General features: G+C 64.0%; 19 protein-coding genes. 12 read left to right on the top strand and 7 right to left on the bottom strand.

Annotated features, from left to right (window positions below; genetic code table 11):
* Window positions 1–1902 (bottom strand): cation:proton antiporter, encoded by a 1902-nt coding sequence (locus H6P80_RS01130; RefSeq protein ID WP_328804911.1) that lies wholly within the window; start codon window positions 1900–1902, stop codon window positions 1–3.
* 129 nt (window positions 1903–2031) lie between these two features.
* Window positions 2032–4671 carry a TonB-dependent receptor gene (locus tag H6P80_RS01125; protein WP_185799517.1) on the bottom strand — a complete coding sequence of 880 codons (2640 nt, stop codon included), beginning with the start codon at window positions 4669–4671 and terminating at the stop codon, window positions 2032–2034.
* Window positions 4672–4878: 207 nt separating this feature from the next.
* Between H6P80_RS01125 and H6P80_RS01120 the strand changes: the two genes are divergently transcribed.
* Complete coding sequence (locus H6P80_RS01120; RefSeq protein ID WP_185799516.1) at window positions 4879–5247, top strand: VOC family protein; 369 nt, start codon at window positions 4879–4881, stop codon at window positions 5245–5247.
* 3 nt (window positions 5248–5250) lie between these two features.
* On the opposite strand, the gene H6P80_RS01115 is transcribed toward H6P80_RS01120, so the two are convergent.
* The 3 genes from H6P80_RS01115 to thrS all read right to left on the bottom strand — a co-directional run bounded on the left by H6P80_RS01115 (window position 5251) and on the right by thrS (window position 8892).
* The gene (locus H6P80_RS01115) at window positions 5251–6168 is read right to left on the bottom strand and encodes a DMT family transporter (protein ID WP_185799515.1); all 918 of its coding nucleotides are present in this window, start codon (window positions 6166–6168) and stop codon (window positions 5251–5253) included.
* Window positions 6169–6254: 86 nt separating this feature from the next.
* The gene (gene infC, locus H6P80_RS01110) at window positions 6255–6785 is read right to left on the bottom strand and encodes a translation initiation factor IF-3 (RefSeq protein WP_185799514.1); all 531 of its coding nucleotides are present in this window, start codon (window positions 6783–6785) and stop codon (window positions 6255–6257) included.
* A 94-nt stretch (window positions 6786–6879) separates the two neighbouring features.
* A complete protein-coding gene (gene thrS, locus H6P80_RS01105; RefSeq protein WP_185799513.1) occupies window positions 6880–8892 on the bottom strand; it encodes a threonine--tRNA ligase in 2013 nt (670 codons plus the stop codon).
* A 352-nt stretch (window positions 8893–9244) separates the two neighbouring features.
* Between thrS and H6P80_RS01100 the strand changes: the two genes are divergently transcribed.
* Genes H6P80_RS01100 through H6P80_RS01060 form a run of 9 tightly spaced genes read left to right on the top strand, consistent with a single transcriptional unit; the run spans window position 9245 to window position 13822 of the window.
* Complete coding sequence (locus tag H6P80_RS01100; protein WP_185799512.1) at window positions 9245–9421, top strand: hypothetical protein; 177 nt, start codon at window positions 9245–9247, stop codon at window positions 9419–9421.
* A 2-nt stretch (window positions 9422–9423) separates the two neighbouring features.
* On the top strand, window positions 9424–9840 hold the full coding sequence (locus H6P80_RS01095) for a hypothetical protein (RefSeq protein WP_185799511.1): 417 nt from the start codon (window positions 9424–9426) through the stop codon (window positions 9838–9840).
* Complete coding sequence (locus H6P80_RS01090) at window positions 9837–10028, top strand: helix-turn-helix transcriptional regulator (protein WP_185799510.1); 192 nt, start codon at window positions 9837–9839, stop codon at window positions 10026–10028. The genes H6P80_RS01095 and H6P80_RS01090 overlap by 4 nt, the downstream gene beginning before the upstream one ends.
* A 51-nt stretch (window positions 10029–10079) precedes the next feature.
* Window positions 10080–10829, top strand: coding sequence for an alpha/beta fold hydrolase (locus H6P80_RS01085; RefSeq protein ID WP_185799509.1), 750 nt, complete (start codon window positions 10080–10082; stop codon window positions 10827–10829).
* Between the two features lies 1 nt (window position 10830).
* Window positions 10831–11742, top strand: coding sequence for a tetratricopeptide repeat protein (locus H6P80_RS01080; protein ID WP_185799508.1), 912 nt, complete (start codon window positions 10831–10833; stop codon window positions 11740–11742).
* 19 nt (window positions 11743–11761) lie between these two features.
* Window positions 11762–12193: a VOC family protein gene (locus H6P80_RS01075; protein WP_185799507.1), complete on the top strand. Its 432-nt coding sequence runs from the start codon at window positions 11762–11764 to the stop codon at window positions 12191–12193.
* Complete coding sequence (locus H6P80_RS01070) at window positions 12187–12633, top strand: hypothetical protein (protein WP_185799506.1); 447 nt, start codon at window positions 12187–12189, stop codon at window positions 12631–12633. Before H6P80_RS01075 ends, H6P80_RS01070 begins: the two co-directional genes overlap by 7 nt.
* Window positions 12630–13355, top strand: a complete 726-nt coding sequence (gene gloB, locus H6P80_RS01065) for a hydroxyacylglutathione hydrolase (RefSeq protein ID WP_185799505.1) — start codon at window positions 12630–12632, stop codon at window positions 13353–13355. Before H6P80_RS01070 ends, gloB begins: the two co-directional genes overlap by 4 nt.
* A 56-nt stretch (window positions 13356–13411) precedes the next feature.
* Entirely contained in the window at window positions 13412–13822 is a 411-nt protein-coding gene (locus H6P80_RS01060) for a hypothetical protein (protein ID WP_185799504.1), read from the top strand.
* A 6-nt stretch (window positions 13823–13828) separates the two neighbouring features.
* On the opposite strand, the gene H6P80_RS01055 is transcribed toward H6P80_RS01060, so the two are convergent.
* Entirely contained in the window at window positions 13829–15634 is a 1806-nt protein-coding gene (locus H6P80_RS01055; RefSeq protein ID WP_185799503.1) for an AMP-dependent synthetase/ligase, read from the bottom strand.
* Between H6P80_RS01055 and H6P80_RS01050 the strand changes: the two genes are divergently transcribed.
* Window positions 15633–17435, top strand: coding sequence for a gamma-glutamyltransferase family protein (locus H6P80_RS01050; protein ID WP_235973683.1), 1803 nt, complete (start codon window positions 15633–15635; stop codon window positions 17433–17435). The genes H6P80_RS01055 and H6P80_RS01050 overlap by 2 nt on opposite strands.
* Before the next feature lie 13 nt (window positions 17436–17448).
* Here H6P80_RS01050 and H6P80_RS01045 read toward each other — a convergent pair whose 3' ends face one another.
* Complete coding sequence (locus H6P80_RS01045) at window positions 17449–18483, bottom strand: quinone-dependent dihydroorotate dehydrogenase (RefSeq protein WP_185799502.1); 1035 nt, start codon at window positions 18481–18483, stop codon at window positions 17449–17451.
* 89 nt (window positions 18484–18572) lie between these two features.
* On the opposite strand from H6P80_RS01045, the gene H6P80_RS01040 reads away from it, so the two are divergent.
* Entirely contained in the window at window positions 18573–20420 is a 1848-nt protein-coding gene (locus H6P80_RS01040) for a DUF885 domain-containing protein (RefSeq protein ID WP_185799501.1), read from the top strand.
* Window positions 20421–20453 lie beyond the last annotated feature (33 nt).

The following is a 20453-nucleotide window of genomic DNA, read 5'->3' as shown; positions in this document are numbered from 1 at the left end:
CTAACCCGGAAGCGGCTTGGATTGCTGGTCCCGCTTTTCGCGCTGTTCGCGCTGCATCTTTTCCGGGGTTTCAGGCGGGGCGTAGCTGACGACGATATCGCCCGGCTCGATCACGGGCCGCGCATCGGTCGAGAAGAAGAGCAGCTTTTTCGACGGCTTCATCACGCAAACGAGCAAGGCTTCCTCGTCGAGATTGGCCTTCAGATCCTCGATGCCGAATTTTTCGGTGATCTTGGTGCGGGTGAACACCCAGCCATCGTCTTCGCATTTGAGGAGGTCGTCGATCGTCGGTCCGGTGCGCATCAGCACGCGACCGCGCGCATGATAGGGGGCCCGGTCGCGGTCGGCGCCGATCTGGCTGACGGCGTCATACCCCACTTCGGGGCCGAGATCGTCGCAGATCAGCGCGTTGTATGCGTCGTTGTCGGTCGCCGCGATCAGCTCCTGGAACTGGCCGAGATCGAGATGCTCCTGCGTCACCTCGTCAAGGATATCGCCGCGATAGACGTCAAGCTCGCGGCGCCGCGCCGCGCGCAACGCATATTGCGACGGATCGGCGATGGTGACGGGAATTTCCATCTTCCGGAGAAGCTCGCCGAAATCGATCGTCCAGCGATTGGCGCCGACCAGAAGCACGCCGTTCGATTCGCCCTGGTCGATGCCGAGCCGCCTTGCCCAGTATCGCGCCGAGAAGCCATGGGCGAAGATGGTGGCGATGACGACGCCGAAGGATAGCGGGATCAGCGATTCGGCGCCTTCGACGCCATAGTCGATGAGCCGGATGGCAAAGAGGCCGGTGATCGCGACGGCGACGATGCCGCGCGGGGCGATCCAGGCGATGAACAGGCGCTCGCGCCAGGGCACGCTGGAAAAGAGCAGGGCCGTCAGCACCGTCACCGGGCGGACGACGAACAGCAGCAGGATCAGGAAGCTGGCGAAGCGGAAGATGCCGACCAGCGGATCGGCCGAGCTGGACTGGAAGCTGGTGATGACTTCCCAATCGAGCGTGGCCGAGAGGATGATGAACACGCCGGAGATCAGGAGGACCGCGAGATCTTCCTTGAAACGCCGCAGCGCATGGCTGGAGAACATCGGCCGGTTGGCCATCACCACGCCCATGATGGTGACGGTGACGAGGCCGGTTTCATGCTGGATGATATCGGCGAGCACGAAACCGCCGATCACGAGGATCAGCAGCATCGGCGCTTTCAAATATTCCGGCACATAGCCGCGCGGAAAGAACCAGGTGACGCCCCAGCCCAGCGCCGCGCCCAGCAGGGCTGCGACGAAGGTCGAGGCCAGCACGTCGAAGCTGATCGCGGCGATATTGGTGCCCGACCCGCCATAGGTGATATAGGCGAAGATGAAGACGGCGAGCAGCGCGCCGATCGGATCGTTGACGATCCCTTCCCATTTCAGGATGTTCGACACGCGCGGGCCCACACGCAAGGTGCGCAGCATCGGCCCGATGACCGTCGGCCCCGTGACGACGAGAATGCCGCCGAACAGCGCGGCGACCCCCCAGCTCAGTCCGGCGCCATAATGGCCGGCCAGCGTCCCCAGCGCCCAGCCGACCGGCACGCCGATCACAACGAGTCGCATCACCGCCCAGCCCGCCTGGCGCAGTTCCCGGAAGTTGAGGCTCAGCCCCCCTTCGAACAGGATCACGGCAACGGCGAGCTTGATGATGGGCTCCATCAGAGCCCCGAAATCTCTTTCGGGATTTATGAGGCCCCCACGAAATATTTCGAGTGGAATGAACGCGCTGACCGGGCCGACCAGGATGCCGACGATCAGCATCAGGGCGATCGCGGGCTTTTGCGTACGCCAGGCGATCCACTGCGCGCCGACACCGGCCACGCCGATCACGGCAATCTTCACCATCAGGGAATCGAGCGCCATCATATATCCATGCCGGTGTTGAGGCCGGGCATCAACTGGTTGTTGGGTCCAAGAAAAAACCCGCGCTCCCTATTCGCAGGAGCGCGGGCTTTTCATATCCCCCTACTATGGGGGTTTCGGCGATAGGCCCTAGAAGCGGAAGCGGCCCGTGATGCCATAGGTGCGCGGTTCGGCGAGGAAGGCCGAGTAGATCTGCGCCGGCGCCTGGAACGGAGAGTTGAACGCGACCTGCGTGTAATTCTCGTCGAACAGGTTCTGCGCCCAGAGTTCGAGGGCCCAGCGCTGGTCTTCGCCGCGGATGCCGATACGGGCGTTCACGACCGTGAAGCTCTCCTGCTCCTTTTGCGGGCTGAGGTCCGAGCCGGTGTTGAAGCCGCTGGTGTTGCGGGCATCGACATAGAAGAGGCCGCTCATGCCGCTATTGCCGATCGGCGGGGTCCAGGCGAACGAGCCGGTGACGACAAGGTCGGGTGCGTTCGAAAGGTTGTCGCCGGGCAGCAGGTTCAGGGCCGGATCGAGCGGCGCGCCGCTGTCGTTGCCAATGAGATCGTTCTCATAGCTCGCATCGACATAGGTGACGCCCGCCGTCATGTTGACATAGTCGATCGGCGAAAGCGTCGCTTCGATCTCGATACCCTGCGAGATGACGCCGGGCTGGACATCGTCGGGCGCACAGGCGCCGGTGGCGGCGCTGCCGTCGCGATCGGCCCCGTTCAGGCTCGTTCCGCAGCTGTTGATATTCTGGACCAGGAAGACCGAGCCGTTGAACGTATTCAGCTGGAAGTTGGAGAATTCCTGCCGGAAGATTGCGGCCGAAAGGCTGAAGCCCGGGATCGTGTATTTCGCGCCGATTTCGAAGGCGTCGACGATTTCCGGATCGAACTGCAGCGCCGCCGTCGAGCCGGCTACCGCCGGGTTGAGCAGCGGGCTGTTGAGCGCCGAACGATCGAGGTTGAAACCGCCCGCCTTATAACCGCGCGAATAGCTGCCATAGATCAGCAGGTCGTCGGTAGGCCGATAGGACAGGATACCGGTACCGGTAATCTCGTCCTCGCTGCGCGTGTCGTTGAGCACAAGGCCGTTCAATTCCGACGACGAGTTGCCCTGGCAGGAAAGGCCGATAATGCCCCCTGCCAATGCCGCGAGCGGCCCGGCGAGCAGCGGCGTAAACGCGGCGCGCTGTGCGGGGCAGATCGTGTTGTCGTTGTTGAAGGTTGCGCTGAAGCGCTTGTTCTCATTGGTGTAGCGCAGGCCGATCGTCAGATCGAGATTATCGGTTATGCTGATGATATTATGCGTGAAGAAGGCGTAGTTTTCGCTGTTCTGCAGATAGCGCGATCCATTGTCGCCGAGATCGTTGATCATTCCGAGATTGTCGAGGCCCGCGACGACCAGCGGTCCCGCGGCGCCGAGCGGCGACATCGCGCCGGTCAACAATGCGCGCCCGCCGGCACTCAGACAGCCCGACTGGCTCGGATCGATGAGAGCGGCATTGACGGCCAGTACGACGCGGCACGGCGCGAAGGCGCCGTAATCGTTACCGAAGCGCAGATTGTCGGTCAGCGTCAGATCTTCGTTCGCGTAATAGGCGCCGATCAACCAGTCGAGCGCACCGTCGAACGCTTCGCCCTGAAGGCGGAGTTCCTGCGAAAATGTCTCGAACTGGCGTCCATAGGCATTGTCGCCCGGGGCGCGATACAGGATGTCGAGCGTACCGTAATCGGTATCCGATGCCTGGTTGCTGTCATATTCGCGATAGGCGGTGATCGAGGTCAGCGTGCCCCAGCTGAAATCCCAGTCCATCTGCAGCGATATGCCGTAATCCTCGGTCTCGCCGGCATAGGTTCGGCCCGGCGACACGGAAATCTGCCGTTCGTAAATGTCGTTCCGCGAGGGGATCTGGAAGCCCAGCGCCGTCATCACGCCGATGATCGGGTTCGAAAGGTCGAGCAGCCCCGCATTGGCCGGCGCGATTTCGGTCGTCGCATAGACGGCCGCACAGCAGGCTTCGTCGCGGGTCGTGTAATCGCCGATCAAGCGGAAGGAGAGATCGGGCGTGGCTTCCCAGAGCAGCTGGCCGCGGAGGAACAGGCGATCGCGATCGTTGACGGTGCCGCCATTGGTGACGTCGTCGTAAAAGCCGTCGCGGTTCACATAGACGCCGTCCATGCGGAAGGCGAGCGTATCGCCAATCGGGCCGGTCAGGCCGGCGGAGGCGCGGATATGGTCGAAATTGCCATAGGTCAGTTCGGCATTGCCGCCGAAATCGAATTCGGGCGAGGCGCTGACGATGTTGATGAGGCCGGCGGACGCGTTGCGGCCGAACAGCGTACCTTGCGGGCCGCGCAGCACTTCGATCCGTTCGATCTCGCCAAGCTCGTTAAGGCCCGAGCCGGTGCGCGAACGATAAACGCCGTCGATGAACACCGCGACCGAGCTTTCGAGGCCGGGATTGTCGCCGACCGTGCCGATGCCGCGGATACGCGCCGAGCCATTGGCCTCCGAGCCCGTCGAGGAGACGAGCAGCGACGGCGCCAGCTGGTTGAGCTGGCGAATGTCGTTGGCACCCGAATTGCGAAGGCTTTCGGCGTTGACCGCGCTGACCGCGATCGGAACGTCCTGCAGCCGCTGTTCGCGGCCTTGGGCGATAACGACGATGACATTCTGGTCCGTGGCGGTGTCGGCGGTTGCCGTTTCGGTGTCTTGCGCAATGGCGGGGGATGCGATCGCCGCAAGACCGGCGGTCGCAAGCAATATCGATTTACGCATGGCTTCGTCTCCAGTTTTCATTTTTTCTTTTTTTTATAATTGTGCGCGGTTTAGGAATCCGCAGGCGAAAAGGCTAGTATTTCGAATACCCCCTTCGGCGAGAGGCCCGGACCTGCGGCCTTTTGGCAACACCGGGCGAACTGGCGGCTTTCTGCGATACGGGCTATCAATAAATCGTTTAACGCTACGGCAAAAAGGGGATTGCGGATGGCTGTCACGGGATTGGGCGGGCTGTTTTTCCGAGCGAAGGACCCCGACGCATTAACGGCCTGGTATCAGAAACATTTCGGTATGGGGGGCCATGGCTGGTGGTTTCAGGACGCCGGGCCGACCGTGTTCGCGCCTTTTCGCGAGGCAAGCGACTATTTCGAGGCCGACAAGGCGTTCATGATCAACCTGCGAATCGACGATATGGCGGCGATGACCGCGCAGCTCGAATCGGCGGGGATCGAGGTTATCCGCAAGGAAGAATGGAATGAAGGCGATGGCGCCTATGGCCAGTTCGCCCGGGTTCACGACCCCGAAGGCAATGCCATCGAGCTCTGGGAGCCGCCGGCCGTCCTGCCGGAGGAATAGCCGTTAGTCCGGGGCCTGCGCCCCGCCCAGCGAGGGCGGCACGCGCTTTTCGACGGCCGGCCGCGCGGTGCTGGGCCGGCGCACGATAAGTATGGCCGCGAAGATCAGCAGCATCCCGGTCATGTCTATCCCGGTCAGGATTTCGCCGAACCAGAGAAAGCCGAGTAGCGCCGAAAGCAGCGGCTGGACGAGCAGGCCGACCCCGCTGGCGAGCGGCGGGAGATGCGGCAGGGCGTAGATGATCAATCCCTGCCCGGCGACCTGGCTCGACAGCGCCAGGATGATGAGCGGCGTCCAGTTTTGCGGCCAGAACGCCCCCTCGCCCAAAAGCGCGACCGGCAGAAGGAAGGCGGCGCCGACTATGGTGGCCGAAACGAGGGCCGAGAGCGCGCTCAAGCCCTGCCGGGCCCGGCTCATCACGACGAGATAGACGGTGTAGAAGATAGCGGCGAGCAGGCACAGCATGTCGCCCAGCAGGTTCGTCGCCGAGAGCGATGCCGATTTTCCCGCCAGCACCCCGATGCCGGTGGCCGCAAGCAGGAGCGCCAGCGCCGCGAGCGGTGCCGGCCAGCGCCGGGCGACCGCATAGCCCCAGATCGGAAACAGGAAGGCCGTCGAATTGGCGAGCAGGGTCGAATTGGCGAGCGTGGTGCGCAGAATGCCGAGATGCCAACTGGCGAGATCGGCCGCGAAGAAAAAGCCGGCGAGCAGCAGCCAACCCGCCGCCTTGCGCGGCAGCAGGGAGGGAAACCGCCCCTCGGTCGCGCGAACCAGCAGGATCAGAAAGGGGGCGCCGATGGCGAGGCGCCAAAAGGCCGACTGCATGGGGCCGACATCGGCCAGCCGCACGAGCAGCGGTCCGGCCGAGAGGATTGCGCTGCCGAGAAGGAACAGCGGAAAGGCATAGCGCGGAGCCGTCATGCCCGCCCCATGCCCTTATCGCTTTGCTGGATCAATCGCGGCCTGGCCGCAGTTGTTCATGAGCCGGGATGCGGCCTCGCCCGATCCTATTTGGGCGCGAGCACCATCAGCATCTGGCGGCCTTCCATCTTGGGCTGGGCCTCCACCTTGGCGGTTTCCTTGGTGTCTTCCTGGACGCGAACAAGCAGGTTCATGCCGAGTTCGCGATGCGAGAGTTCGCGGCCGCGGAAACGCAGGGTGATCTTCACCTTGTCGCCATCGTCGATGAAGCTGTAGACCTTCTTCATCTTCACTTCGTAATCGTGATCGTCGATGTTCGGGCGCATCTTGATCTCTTTGATGTCCTGGGTCTTTTGGGACTTGCGCGCGAGATTGGCCTTTTTCTGGGCCTCGTACTTATACTTGCCGACATCGAGGAACTTGGCCACGGGCGGATCGGCATTGGGAGACACTTCGACGAGATCGAGGCCGACTTCGCCGGCCTGTTCGATCGCTTCCTCGGTCAGCAATACGCCCAGATTATCGCCATTTTCGTCGATCACGCGGACCTTTGGCGACACTATGAATTGATTGTAACGGGGGCCGTTCATCGGCGGCGCCGCGGGGCGGCGGGTCATTGGCGGACGTATAGCTGTATCTCCTATGTTGCGATGAGTCTGTGCATCGAGGCATTCAATATACGGTGGTTGCGCGGCGATTTAAAGCGGCGCGTTAGCTTTGCGGTCTTTGGTCGGGCGCCAGCGCCTCGTCGCGCAGCATCGCGATCGCCTCGTCGAGGGGCATGACCTTCTGGTGTTCGTCCGATCCGAGGCGGCGCAGCGCGATCGTGCCTTCCTCGGCTTCGCGCTTGCCGACAACCAGCAGGTGCGGAACCTTGGCAAGGCTGTGTTCGCGCACCTTGTAGTTGATCTTCTCGTTGCGAAGATCGGTTTCCACGCGAATGCCCGCATCCCGCAATTGGGCGGCGACAGTTTCGGCATAATCGTCCGCGTCGGAAACGATGGTCGCGACGACGGCCTGCACCGGTGCCAGCCAGAGCGGCAATTTGCCGGCATAATGTTCGATAAGGATGCCGATGAAGCGTTCATAGGTGCCGATCACGGCGCGGTGAAGCATCACGGGGCGATGCTTCTCGCCATCCTCTCCAACATAGCTCGCGTCGAGCCGTTCGGGCAGCACCCGGTCCGACTGGATCGTGCCGACCTGCCACGTCCGCCCGATAGCGTCGGTCAGATGCCATTCGAGCTTGGGCGCGTAAAAGGCCCCTTCGCCCGGTAATTCCTCCCAGCCATAGTCCTCGGTCGCCATGCCGGCTTCGGCAACGGCGTTGCGCAGTTCGTCTTCGGCCTTGTCCCAATCCTCGTCCGATCCGAAGCGCTGTTCGGGGCGCAGCGCGAGCTTGATCGCATAGCTTTCGAAGCCGAAATCCTTGTAAACCCGGTCGGTCAGCTCGCAGAAACGGCGCACTTCATCGACGAGCTGGTCCTCGCGCACGAAGATATGGCCGTCGTCCTGCGTCATCTGACGGACACGGAGCAAGCCGTGCAGCGCGCCATGCGGTTCGTTGCGGTGGCAGCAGCCCATCTCGGCCATCAATACGGGCAGGTCGCGATAGCTTTTGATGCCCTGCTTGAAAATGAGCACATGCGCCGGGCAGTTCATCGGCTTCAACGCCATCATGTCGGCGTCGTTCGAAACGATCGGCGCATCGTCGTCGGTCGACGGAATCTCGTCCGGCACGACGAACATATTCTCGCGATATTTGCCCCAATGGCCCGATTGCTGCCATTGCCGCGCGTCCATCAGCTGCGGCGTCTTGACCTCCTGATAGCCGGCCTCGTCGATCCGGCGACGCATATAGGCCTCCAGCTCGCGCCAGATCATATAGCCTTTGGGATGCCAGAAGACGCTGCCCTGCGCTTCGGGCTGAAGGTGGAACAGGTCCATCTCCTGTCCCAGCTTGCGGTGATCGCGCTTGCCCGCCTCTTCGAGCCGGTGGAGATGCGCGTTCAGCTGTTTCTTGTTGAGCCATCCCGTGCCGTAGATGCGCGTCAGCTGGGCGTTCTTCTGGTCGCCGCGCCAATAGGCGCCGGCGACGCGCATCAGCTTGAACGCCTGCGGATCGAGCTTGCCGGTGCTGGCGAGATGCGGGCCGCGGCACATGTCGAGCCAGTCGTCTCCCGACCAGTAGACCGTCAGCTCCTCATTCTCGGGCAGCTCGGCGGCCCATTCGGCCTTGAACGCCTCGCCCTCGGCCTGCCATTTCTCGATCAGTTTTTCGCGCGCCCAGACTTCGCGGCGCAGCGGCTTGTCGGCCTTGATGATCTCCCGCATCTTTTCCTCGATCGCCGGAAGGTCGTCCATGCCGAAGGGCTCGCGGCCCTCGGGCGCCATCACGTCATAGTAGAAGCCGTCCTCCGTCGAAGGGCCGAAGGTGATCTGCGTGCCCGGCCACAGCGCCTGCACGGCTTCGGCCAGAACATGCGCATAATCGTGGCGGACGAGTTCAAGCGCCTCGGCCTCGTCGCGCGAAGTGATGAGCGCCAGTTCGGCATCGCCGTCGAAGGGCCGCATGATATCGCGCACCTCGCCATCGACCTTCGCCGCCATCGCCGCCTTGGCGAGGCCCGGGCCGATCGCCGCCGCGACATCGGCCGGGGTCGCGCCGCGTTCCACTTCGCGCACCGATCCGTCGGGCAGGCTGATCTTCAACAACTCGCTCATCGCACTCTCTTATCTGTTGCCGGTCGCGCAATGGCACAGAGATGCGCGCGCCGGAAGGGGTGACGCCGGGTCTACGAAGAGTTCGGGAAGCTGGCGGCGCGCCACCCGAACCCGGGCGGCGGCGGGAGGCGACTAGCGCGCGACCGACCGCCCCCGGAAAGCCGGGGTGGTAGTGGTCGTCGTGATGGTCGCGTTGCGTGCCATGCCGTCCATATAGCGAGGCGATGTTGCGAAGTCACTAAGGCCGGAAAAGGCTGCATTTTGACAAGCGTGCGCGATATTATGTCAATGTATCTTGACATTTCGCCGAATCGTGTCTAGTTTCCTTGACATAATCCAAGGGAGTTCGATCATGACCATTTCAAGAAGGGCCATCATCTGGGCGCTGGTGATCGTGGCGACCGCTCTGGTCGCGCGCGGCGGATGGATTTCGCCCAGCGCTGCCGGGCTGATGCTGCTCGTCCTGCCTTTCGTTGCCGTCTCGCAGCTTCGCCGGGCCGGCAGTGCGCAACCGTGCGGGGGAGCCTGACCATGGCCGGAAAGAGCGGCGCGAGCCGGCGCTACACCCGCCGCATGGCAGCGGCGATGACGATCTATCTCGCGGCGATCGCGGCCGGCGAATATCTGATCGACGGCGGGCGGGTTGCCGGGCCCCTGCTCTGGTTCTTCGCCTTGCTGCCGGGGCTCGCCATTGCCGCCGCCGTCTATGTGCTCGGCCTCTATATCGTGGAGGAAACCGATGAATTCATCCGCATGATCACTGTCCACCAGGCACTTATCGCGACGGGTTTGACGCTGACCTTCGCCGCGATCTGGGGGTTTCTCGAAAATTACGGCCTTGTCGGCCATTTTGAGCTCTACTGGATCGTGGTCCTGTGGTTCTTCGGTTTCGGAATCGGCGCGCTCGTCGCGCGGGCCATTCACGGGAGCTGGGGCATGCATCGGTGAAGAACCGCCTCAAGGTGCTGCGCGCCGAGCGAAACTGGAGCCAGGCCGAGCTGGCCGCGAGGCTTGAAGTTTCGCGCCAGAGCGTCAACGCGATCGAGACCGGCAAATATGATCCTTCGCTGCCGCTCGCCTTCCGGATCGCCGATCTGTTCGGCCTCGCGATCGAGGAGATTTTCCTGCGCGACTAGACTCGCGTTCGGGGTTTGCGCGCCCGGCCTCTCCCACTATGACTGCACCGGATGACCGAAACCCGCTATCACGAACGCGCCGATCGTCCGCGCCTCGCCTATCGCCACAAGGAAGGGATCGGCCCGACCCTCGTTTTCCTGCCCGGCTATATGTCCGACATGACCGGATCGAAGGCGAGCGCGCTCTGGGCCTATGCCGAGGCCGAGGACCGGGCCTGCCTGCTGCTCGACTATGCGGGCTGCGGCGCCAGCGACGGCAATTTCGAGGCCCAGAAGCTGACCGACTGGCGCGACGATGTGAGCGATCTCATCAACGCGCTGATACTCGGCCCCGTCGTGCTGGTCGGATCGTCGATGGGCGGCTGGCTGATGTTGCTGTGCGCGCTGGCGCAGCCGGAGCGGGTGCAGGCGCTGGTCGGCATCGCCGCGGCGCCCGATTTCACCGACTGGGGTTTTACGCAGGACGAGAAACTCACGATCCTGCGCGATGGCAAGCTCGAAGAGCCGTCGGAATATAGCGACGCGCCCTATGTCACGAGCCGCGCCTTTTTCGAAAGCGGCGAGGCAAGCCGGCTGCTCGGCACCGAGATCGCCATCGATTGCCCGGTCCGCCTCATCCATGGCCAGGCCGATCAGGATGTGCCCTGGGAATATTCGGTCCGTCTTGCCCGCCAGCTGCGTTCATCGGACGTGCAGGTGATGCTCGTAAAGGATGGCGATCACCGCCTCTCGCGCATCGAGGATGTCGCGCGCCTGCTGGCACAGATCGAATGGCTGCTGGAAAGCCTGAAAGGCCGTTAATTTGAGTTTCCTGATCATTGCCGCCGCGCTGCAGGTGGCGCCGCCGGTTGTCGACCCGATCCTGATCCCGCCGCGCGAGCCCCAGCAGGCGGAAGCTTCCGAACCGATGGCGCGCGCGCGGCGGCTGCTCGATTGCGTGCGCGTCGCGCGCAGCGATCCGCAGGCGGCGATCGCCGAAGGCGCCCGCTGGAGCGTGGCCGACGGCGGTATCGAGGCGGAATTGTGCACGGGCTCAGGCTATGAAGCGGCAGAGGATTGGGACGGGGCGGCCAACGCCTATCGCCGGGGCCACGACCTTGCTCTGGCCCGCGAAGACAGCCGGGCCACCGGCATTCTCGCCAATGTCGGGCGGATGGAATTGCGCGCCGGCGACGCCGCGGGCGCGATCCGCGATTTCACCACCGTCCTCGCCGATCCCGAGATTCGCGACGAGATTCGCGGCAATGTGCTGGCCGAACGTGCCCGCGCCTATGTCGAGCTCGACGATGGAAACGGCGCGCAGGGCGATCTGATCGCCGCGCAGGCCCTGCTTCCCGACGATAGCGGTATCTGGTTGCTCTCGGCGACGCTCGCGCGGCGCCAGGGCGATCTCGACACCGCGGGCGATTTCATCGACCGCGCGCTCGAGCTCGACCAGACCGATCCCGCGATCCTGTTCGAAGCGGGCAATATCGCAATCGGCCTCAACGCCTTCGATATCGCGCGCCAGGCCTGGTCGCAGGCGGTGAGCGCCGATCCCGGTGGCCCGATCGGCCAGGCTGCGCAGCGCAACCTCGATCGGCTCGCCGCGCTGATCGCCGCCGCGCCCTCGATACCCGTCGAGATGCCCGATGGGGATATGGTGGAAGACGATGCGCCCGCCGGCTTTTCGGACGATGGAACGGGCGAAGAAGAGGCTGACCCGCCCTCCTGATCCGTGATAGGAGGAGGGCATGAAATACCTCCACACCATGATCCGCGTCTCCGATATCGACAAGACGCTCGCTTTTTTCGATCTGCTCGGCCTGAAGGAAGTGCGCCGGTTCGATGTCGAGCAAGCCCGCTTCACGCTCGTCTTCCTCGCCGCGCCCGGGGACGAGGAGGCGCAGGTCGAACTCACCTATAACTGGCCGCCCGAAGAGGGTGAGGCGGAGCATTATGACGGCGGGCGCAATTTCGGCCATCTCGCCTATGCGGTCGACGATATCTACGAAAGCTGCCAGCGGCTGATGGACGGCGGGGTGACGATCAACCGCCCGCCGCGCGACGGCCATATGGCCTTTGTCCGCACACCCGACAATATTTCGATCGAGCTATTGCAAAAGGGCGAGGCGCTGGCGCCGGCCGAACCCTGGGCCTCGATGGAGAATGTGGGGGAATGGTAGTTCGGGTTACCAACGACAATTATGCCCAGCTAAAGCAAGTCTTTGGCTGGATGACTGAAAATGCATTGCCTTTGCCTCCCGGGTTCCCCCTGGATGCGCACCCCATCGCGGCGCTCGAATTGTCTGAGGTCACATCTCCGGCTCGCGCGAGGCAAGGCCTCGCCATGGCGTTAGGAGATCTTTTGGAAGCAACTGAAAACCTTGAAGCGAAGCGGATCGGCATCATAGACCAAGCACTTGAAGAGCAATCGCTTCCGACATGGTCGTCCATACGCCTTAAATTTTCCCGCAAGCTCCAGGCGATCTTGGCGCGCGGCCGGGTGCGAAGCGAAACCGAATATTATGCGTTGAGGAATGTCGTGGAGAGCATGGAGCCGGAAATGCGCGTGACCGCATGGGCGATGTTGTCCGATTTTGAAGAGAGGAACGTTCGCGGATGACTCTGGAAATCGTTCGCATAGCCGTTCTCAACGACAATTATGTCTGGCTCGTCCACGAGCCGGAATCCGGCGAGACGATGGTCGTCGATCCGGCGGTGGCGGAGCCGGTGCTGGCCGAGGCCGACAGGCGCGGCTGGAAAATCACCCAGATCTGGAACACCCATTGGCACCCCGATCACACGGGGGGCAACCAGGAGATCAAGGACGCGACCGGCTGCATGATCACGGGCCCGGAAGCCGAAAGCGCGCGCATTCCGACGCTCGACCGCATGGTCAAGGAAGGCGACAGCGTCATGCTGGGCGAGGTGAAGGCCGATGTCATCGATGTGCCCGCGCACACCGCCGGCCATATCGCCTATTTCCTGCCGAGCAAGGAGGTGGCGTTCGTGGGCGACACGCTGTTCGCCATGGGCTGCGGAAGGCTGTTCGAAGGCACGGCCGAACAGATGTTTTCGAACATGCGCAAGCTCGAAAAACTGCCCGACGACACCAATGTCTATTGCGCCCACGAATATACCGAAGCGAATGGCCGCTATGCGGTAACCGCCGAACCCGACAATGCAGCGCTGGCCCAGCGCATGGCCGAAGTGGTCGAGATGCGCGGTCGCGGCGAGCCGACCGTGCCGACGACGATCGCGCTCGAAAAGGCGACCAACCCTTTCATGCGCGCCTCTTCGGCGGAGCAACTGGCCGAGCGCCGCGCCGCCAAGGATGCGTTCTGACACCGTTCATGATACAAGGCGCAGGCCAAGGGGGCAGAAGTAGAAAGGAACGGACCATGGTTCGATTCATGCCCCTCGCTCTCGCCCTGCCGCTGCTTGCCGGCTGCGCCGCCAACGCGATGGAATCCGCCTCAAGCGACGATCTGTCCGAACGCGATCAGCGGCGAATGGCGGCCTTGCTCGACGACAAGGTTCCCGGCGAACCGGAAAGCTGCATCACCCTGCGCCCGACGACGCAAAGCTCGATCATCGGCGACCGGATGGTGCTCTACCGCAACGGCACGACCGTCTATGCCAATGATTTCGACGGCCAATGCTCCAACTTGCGCTCGGATTCGACGATCGTCACCAGCACGCCGTCCAACCGGCTGTGCAGCGGCGATATCGCCGAGATTCGCGATCCGCATAGCGGCGTCTCGTTCGGCAGCTGCGCCTATGGGGAATTCACGCCCTACCGGCCCGGCTAGCGGCGCCTATTTGTAGAGCGCGTCCATGCGCTCGCCATAGCTGGCTTTCAGCACATGGCGGCGGATCTTGAGCGACGGCGTCATCTGCCCGTTCTCGACGGTGAAGGGTTCGTCGGCGAGCGTCACCCGCCGCACCTTTTCGACCGCCGCCAGATCCTTGTTCACCCGGTCGACCGCGGCGGAGATCGCCTTCAGATAATCGGGATTTTCCTTGAGTGCGACATCGTCGTTCGGCACCCCGTTGGCCGCCGCCCATTCGCGTGTCCATTCGGCATCGGGCACGATCAGGCCCACCAGATAGGGCCGCTTGTCGCCCGCCACCATCGCCTGCAGGATTTCGGGCTCCAGGGTGAGCATGCCCTCCACCCGCTGCGGCGCGACATTGTCGCCCTTGTCGTTGACGATGATGTCCTTCTTGCGGTCGGTGATCGCGAGCCGGCCCTTCTCGTCGAGATGGCCGATATCGCCGGTATGCAGCCAGCCGTCGACCAGCGCCTTGGCGGTGTCTTCCTCGTTGCGCCAATAGCCGAGCATGACGAGATCGCCCTTCAGCAGCAGCTCGCCATCCTCGGCGATTTTGACCTCGATATTTTTCAGCGGCGGGCCGACGGTATCCATTTTCAGGCCCACGCTCGGCCGGTTGCAGGCGGCGATAGGGCCCGATTCGGTTTGGCCATAGCCCTGGAGCAGGGTCAGCCCCAGCGAATGGAAGAAGATGCCGATTTCGGGGTTGAGCGGCGCGCCGCCCGATACCATCGCCTTCAGCCGTCCGCCGAAACGCTTCCTGATCTTCGGCCGCAGCATGACGTTCAGCAGCATGTCGGCCGGCCGGTCCTTCAGCGGCACCTTGCCGTAATAATCCTTCTCGCCGATCTCCAGCGCGCGGCGCATCAGATAATTGGGAACCTTGCCCTGTTTCTCGATCGATTTGAGCACGCGCATGCGCAGCACTTCGAAGAGACGCGGCACGACGACCATGATCGTCGGCCCGACCTCCTCGATATTGGCGGCGAGCTTGTCGAGGCCTTCGGCATAATAGATTTGCGCGCCGAGCCCGATCGGGAAGAATTGCCCGCCGGTATGCTCATAGGCGTGGGAAAGCGGCAGGAAGGAGAGGAAGATCTCGTCGTCCCAGCCGAAATCTTCCGAAATGATCGCCGTGGCGCCCTCGCAATTGTGAATGAGCGCGCGGTGCGGCTGCATCACGCCGCGCGGCGCGCCCCCGGTGCCGCTCGTATAGATGAGGCAGGCAAGATCCTCGCGCCCGATCTTGGCAGCGGAAGCCTCATAGCCGTCAATGTCGGGCGTCTCGCCGCTCATCAGCGAGGTCCAGTCGTGAAAATTCACGTCGCCGCCCTGGCCGATGCGCATCGGTTCGATGCCGATAATCTCCCGGCAGTGCGAGGAGTTGAAGACCGCGCGGGTAACGGTGGTCGCCAGCTTTTGCGTCGAGACGATGGCCATGCGCGCGCGGCTGTCTTCCAGGATATGCGCATGATCGCGCTCGGTATTGGTCGTGTAGGTCGGCACGGTAACGCCGCCCGCCGCCATGATCGCATGGTCGGCTATGCAGAATTCGGGCCGGTTTTCGGACACCAGCATCACCCGGTCTCCGGGCTTCAGGCCCAGCCGTTTGAGCGCGGACGCCATCTGCGTCACCTGTTCGGCGGCCTCGCGCCAGCTCATCGACGTCCAGGCGCCATCCGCCTTGCGCCACAGGAACGGCGCGTCGCCCTTCTCGCGGGCGCGCCGGAAGAACATCGTCACGACATTGGGGAAGGATTCGAGCTCGGTTCGCGAGCGGCCAGCCATGGGATCTCCTCTCGGGCTCGGCGGACTTGTTATGGTTGCCGCTTTTAGCGGATATTGGCGGCAACGCCAGATGGACAATCCCGGCGCGGCTCGCCTAAGTGGAACGATGATCCTTCCCCGTTTCCTCGCCCCGCTCGCCCTTTCGATCCTCGCCGCCTGCGCGCAGATGCCCGCGCCGTCCGCCGCGTCGGAACCGGTCGAACCCTTCGTGATCGCCGCCAACCCGCTGGCTGCGCAGGCCGGCATGGATGTGCTGGAACGCGGCGGCAATGCCGCCGACGCGGCGATCGCGGTGCAGGCGATGCTGTCGCTGGTCGAACCGCAATCCTCGGGCATCGGCGGCGGGGCTTTCCTCCATTATTACGACGCTTCGTCGCGCGAGCTCACCGTTTATGACGGGCGGGAGGTTGCGCCGGCCCAGGCGACGTCGACGATGTTCCTCGATAGCGACGGCGAACCGATCGGTTTTCGCGATGCCGTCGTCAGCGGCCGCGCCACCGGCGTTCCCGGCGCGGTCGGCGCGCTGGCGCTGGCCCATGAAGAACATGGCGCGCTGCCCTGGTCAGAGCTGTTCGGCGCGGCGATCCGCACGGCGGACGAGGGCTTTGTCGTCAGCCCGCGCCTCGGGCGCTTTTTGACGATCCCCTTCCCGCAATTGTCGGTGCCCGATGCCGACGCCTATTTCTCGCGGCCGGATGGAACGCGGCTGCAGGTGGGAGACCGCTTGCGCAATCCCGATTATGCGGCCTTTCTCCGCCGGATGGCCGAAACCGGGCCCGACGCGCTCTATCGCGGCAGTACGGCCGCCCGGATCGTGGAGCGCACGCGGCAGGGGCCGCTTGGCGGCTCGATGACGATGGCCGATCTCGCCAATTACCGCCCCATCAAGCGCGATCCGATCTGCCGCGGCTATCGCGCCTATCGCGTGTGCGCGCCGCCGCCGCCGTCCAGCGGGGTCGGCTTCCTCCAGCTGCTCGGCCTGCTCGAGCGCACCGATATCGCCGCGCGCGGGCCCGATGATCCCCAGGCCTGGTTCCTGTTCGCCGAGGCGAGCCGGCTGATGTATGCGGACCGCGACCGCTATGTCGGCGATGTGCCGACCGTGCCGATCGAGGGCTTGCTCGATCCCGCCTATCTCGACAGTCGCGCCGCGCTGATAGGCGATAGCGCGATGGCGGCACCCGAAGCGGGCGTGCCCGAAGGGGCGACGCTTCCCGCCGCGGACAATACGCTTGAACCCGCCGGAACCTCGCATTTCATCGTCCGCGACGCGCATGGCGATGTCATCTCGATGACGACGACGGTCGAATCGATCTTCGGCACGGGGCGGATGGTCGACGGCTTCTTCCTCAACAACCAGCTCACCGATTTCTCGTTCAGCCCGGTCAATGCCGATGGCACGCAAGCGCCCAATGCGGTGGCGCCCGGCAAGCGTCCGCGCTCTTCGATGATCCCGCTGATCCTGCTCGATAGCGAAGGAAATTTTGCCGGCGCGATCGGATCGGCAGGGGGCAATTCGATCCTCGCCTATGTCGGAAAGTCGCTTGTCGCGGCCATCGACTGGGGGTTGCCGATGCAGGACGCATTGGCGCTGCCCAATCTCGTGGCGCGGGGCAGCCGGATCGGCGGCGAGGTCGATGATTTCAATTCCGCGATCGTGGCGGGCCTTGCCGAACGCGGTATCCAGCTCGAACCCGGCCAGGGCGAGGATTCCGGTGTCCATGGCGTCCTCATCCGAGAGGGCGACGTCGATGGCGGCTATGATCCGCGGCGCGAAGGCGTGGTGCTGGTCGGCGAATAAGGCGCGCCGCGGCCTAGGCGGTGCCGACCGCCTCGGCGATGGAGGCGAACCCGGCTTCCGCGCGCAGCCTGTCGAGCCCCAGCGCGATCCGCCGGCCCAGCCCCGGTCCCTTATAGGCGAGCGCCGTGTAAAGCTGGACGAGGCTCGCCCCGGTGCGGATGCGCGCCCAGGCTTCTTCCGCCGAATCGATGCCTCCGGCAGCGATGAGCGGCATATCGCCGCCGGTTGCGCTGCGAAAATCGGCAAGGCGCTGGCGTGCGAGCGCGGCAAGCGGGGCGCCCGATAGCCCGCCCGCTTCGCCGGCATGGGCCGATTGCAACGACGGGCGGCTGATCGTGGTGTTGCCGATGATCAGCGCGTCGATCTTTCGCGCCATCGCAATGCGCGCCACCGCGTCGATATCGGCGGGTTCGAGATCGGGCGCGACTTTCAGGAAAACGGGCGGGCCGTCCGGGCCTCTCGCGGCCATCGCCCGTTCCAGCAAGGCATCGAGCGCGCTTTCGTCCTGCAACGCGCGCAGCCCCGGCGTGTTGGGCGAGGAAATGTTGATCGTCAGATAGTCGGCGAGCGGCGCCATGGCGCGCACGCCAAGCTCATAGTCCGCGATCCGGTCGGCGCTGTCCTTGTTGGCCCCGATATTGATGCCGACGATGCCGCGGCTGCGGTCGCGTGCGGCCAGCCGCTTCGCCGCTTCCGCCTGCCCGCCATTGTTGAAGCCGAGCCGGTTGATCACGGCCTGGTCGGCGACCAGCCGGAAGATGCGCGGCCTGGGGTTGCCGGGCTGGGCCAGCGGGGTCAGCGTGCCGACCTCCGCAAAGCCGAAGCCGAGGCCGAGCATCTTGGCGGGCACTTCGGCATTCTTGTCGAAGCCCGCGGCGAGGCCCACCGGATTGGGGAAATCGAGGCCCGCCACGTTGATCGCTACTCCCGCCGGAGAGGGCGGCGGGCTCCCGATCGGCGCGGCTTTCAGGGCGGCGATCGTCATGCCGTGCGCGCGCTCGGCATCGAGCAGGAAGGCGAAGGGGCGGATCAGCGGATAGAGCGCCATGCCCGGCGCTATGGCAGCGGCGGCGTGGCTGGTCAAAGCCCCGCCGATACGGCACTGTTGAGCCCTCATTCGAAAGAACGGAGTCGCTTATGTCCCGCCTGCTGCTGCTGTCCACCTCCATCCTTTTCGCCGGAGGTGCGCTCGCCGCCGCCCCGGCTCTGGCACAGGCCGAGCCGGCCGTCGCCGAAGCGCCCCCTTCGCCGGAATCCGGTGCCGAAGACGTCGATGCGGCGCTCGCCGCCTTTTTCGAAACCTATGACGAGGCGGAGCTAGCCCATTCGCCGCTCACCAAGGCCTATCGCGGCATTCGCGACGAGGATTACGCCCGCTGGGGCGATATGAGCGATGCCGAGGAAATCGCCTCCCAGGTCCGGCTGATGGCGGCGCTCAGCGAGATGCGTGCGCGCTTCGGCGCGGCCGATCTCAGCCCGGATTCGCAGCTTTCCTATGATCTGTTCGAGCGCATGGCGGCGCGCCGTTCGGCCGCCTTCCCCTATCGGCGCAACGGTTACGTGTTCGACCAGATGAACGGCGCACAGAGCCAGCTTCCGGCCTTCCTGATCAATATCCACCGCGTATCGAGCGTCGAGGACGCCGAGGCCTATATCAGCCGTCTCGAAGGCTTTGGAACCGCGATGGACCAGCTGATCGAGGAAGCCCGCTATCGCGCCCAGCATGGCGTGATGCCCCCCGACTGGGTGTTCCCCTATATATTGTCCGATGCGCGCAACGTGATCGCCGGCGCGCCGTTCGACGAAGGCGAGGATGCGCCGCTGTTCGCCGACCTGCAGGCCAAGGTGAACGCGCTCGAGATTTCGGATGCCGACAAGGCGGCGCTGATCGAGCGCGGGCGGCAGGCGCTGCTGACCGTGGTCGGCCCGGCCTATGAACGATTGGTCGCGATGCTGGAAACCCAGCAGGCGTCCGCGCCCACCGATGACGGTATCTGGCGGCTGGAAGACGGCGCCGATTATTATGCCGAGCGGCTGCGCTATTATACGACGACCGACCTTTCGGCGGAGGAAATCCACCAGATTGGCCTCGACAATGTCGCGCGCATCCATGGCGAAATGCGCGCGATCATGGAGCAGGTCGGTTTCGAGGGCAGCCTGCAGGAATTTTTCACCCATCTGCGGGAAGGCGACGAATTCTTCTACGAAACCCGCGAAGCCTATCTTGCCGATGCCAATGCGATGATCGATGCGATGCGCGAGCGGCTGCCCGAATATTTCGGCACGCTTCCGGAGGCCGATCTCGTCGTCCGCCCGGTCGAAGCGTTCCGGGAGCGTTCGGCGGGCAAGGCCTTTTACAACTCCCCGGCGCCGGACGGATCGCGCCCCGGCACCTATTATGTGAACCTCTACAATCTGCGCGATATGTCCCGCACCGAACTGGAAGCGCTCGCCTATCATGAGGGGATTCCGGGCCACCATCTCCAGCGCGCGATCCAGACCGAGATGCAGGGCCTGCCGCCCTTTCGGCGCTTCGGCGGCTTCACCGCCTATACCGAGGGCTGGGGCCTCTATGCGGAGGAGCTGGGCCGGGACATGGGCGGCTATGGCAATCCCTATTCCGATTTCGGGCGGCTGGGCATGGAGTTGTGGCGTGCCTGCCGGCTGGTCGTGGACACCGGCATTCACAACCTGCGCTGGTCGCGCGAGGATGCAATTCAGTATCTGCAGGAAAACACGCCCAATCCGGAAGGCGATATCCGCAAGGCTATCGAACGCTATGTCGTCTATCCGGGCCAGGCGACCGCCTATATGATCGGCAAGATCCGGATCATGGAGCTGCGCCAGCGGGCGATGGACGCGCTGGGCGACGATTTCGACTATCGCGATTTTCACAATGCGGTGCTGCTTTCGGGCCCGGTTCCCCTGGATCTGCTGGAAGAGCGGGTAAATGCCTGGATCGAATCCGAACGATCCGGCGACTGATCGGGGCGATTTGTCGCATCTGTCCAATACGGG

The organism is Parasphingopyxis marina (genome assembly GCF_014237875.1).
Lineage (GTDB): Bacteria > Pseudomonadota > Alphaproteobacteria > Sphingomonadales > Sphingomonadaceae > Parasphingopyxis > Parasphingopyxis marina.
The sequence above is the reverse complement of the archived record's forward strand: the minus strand, read 5'-3'. Positions and strand labels throughout refer to the sequence as shown.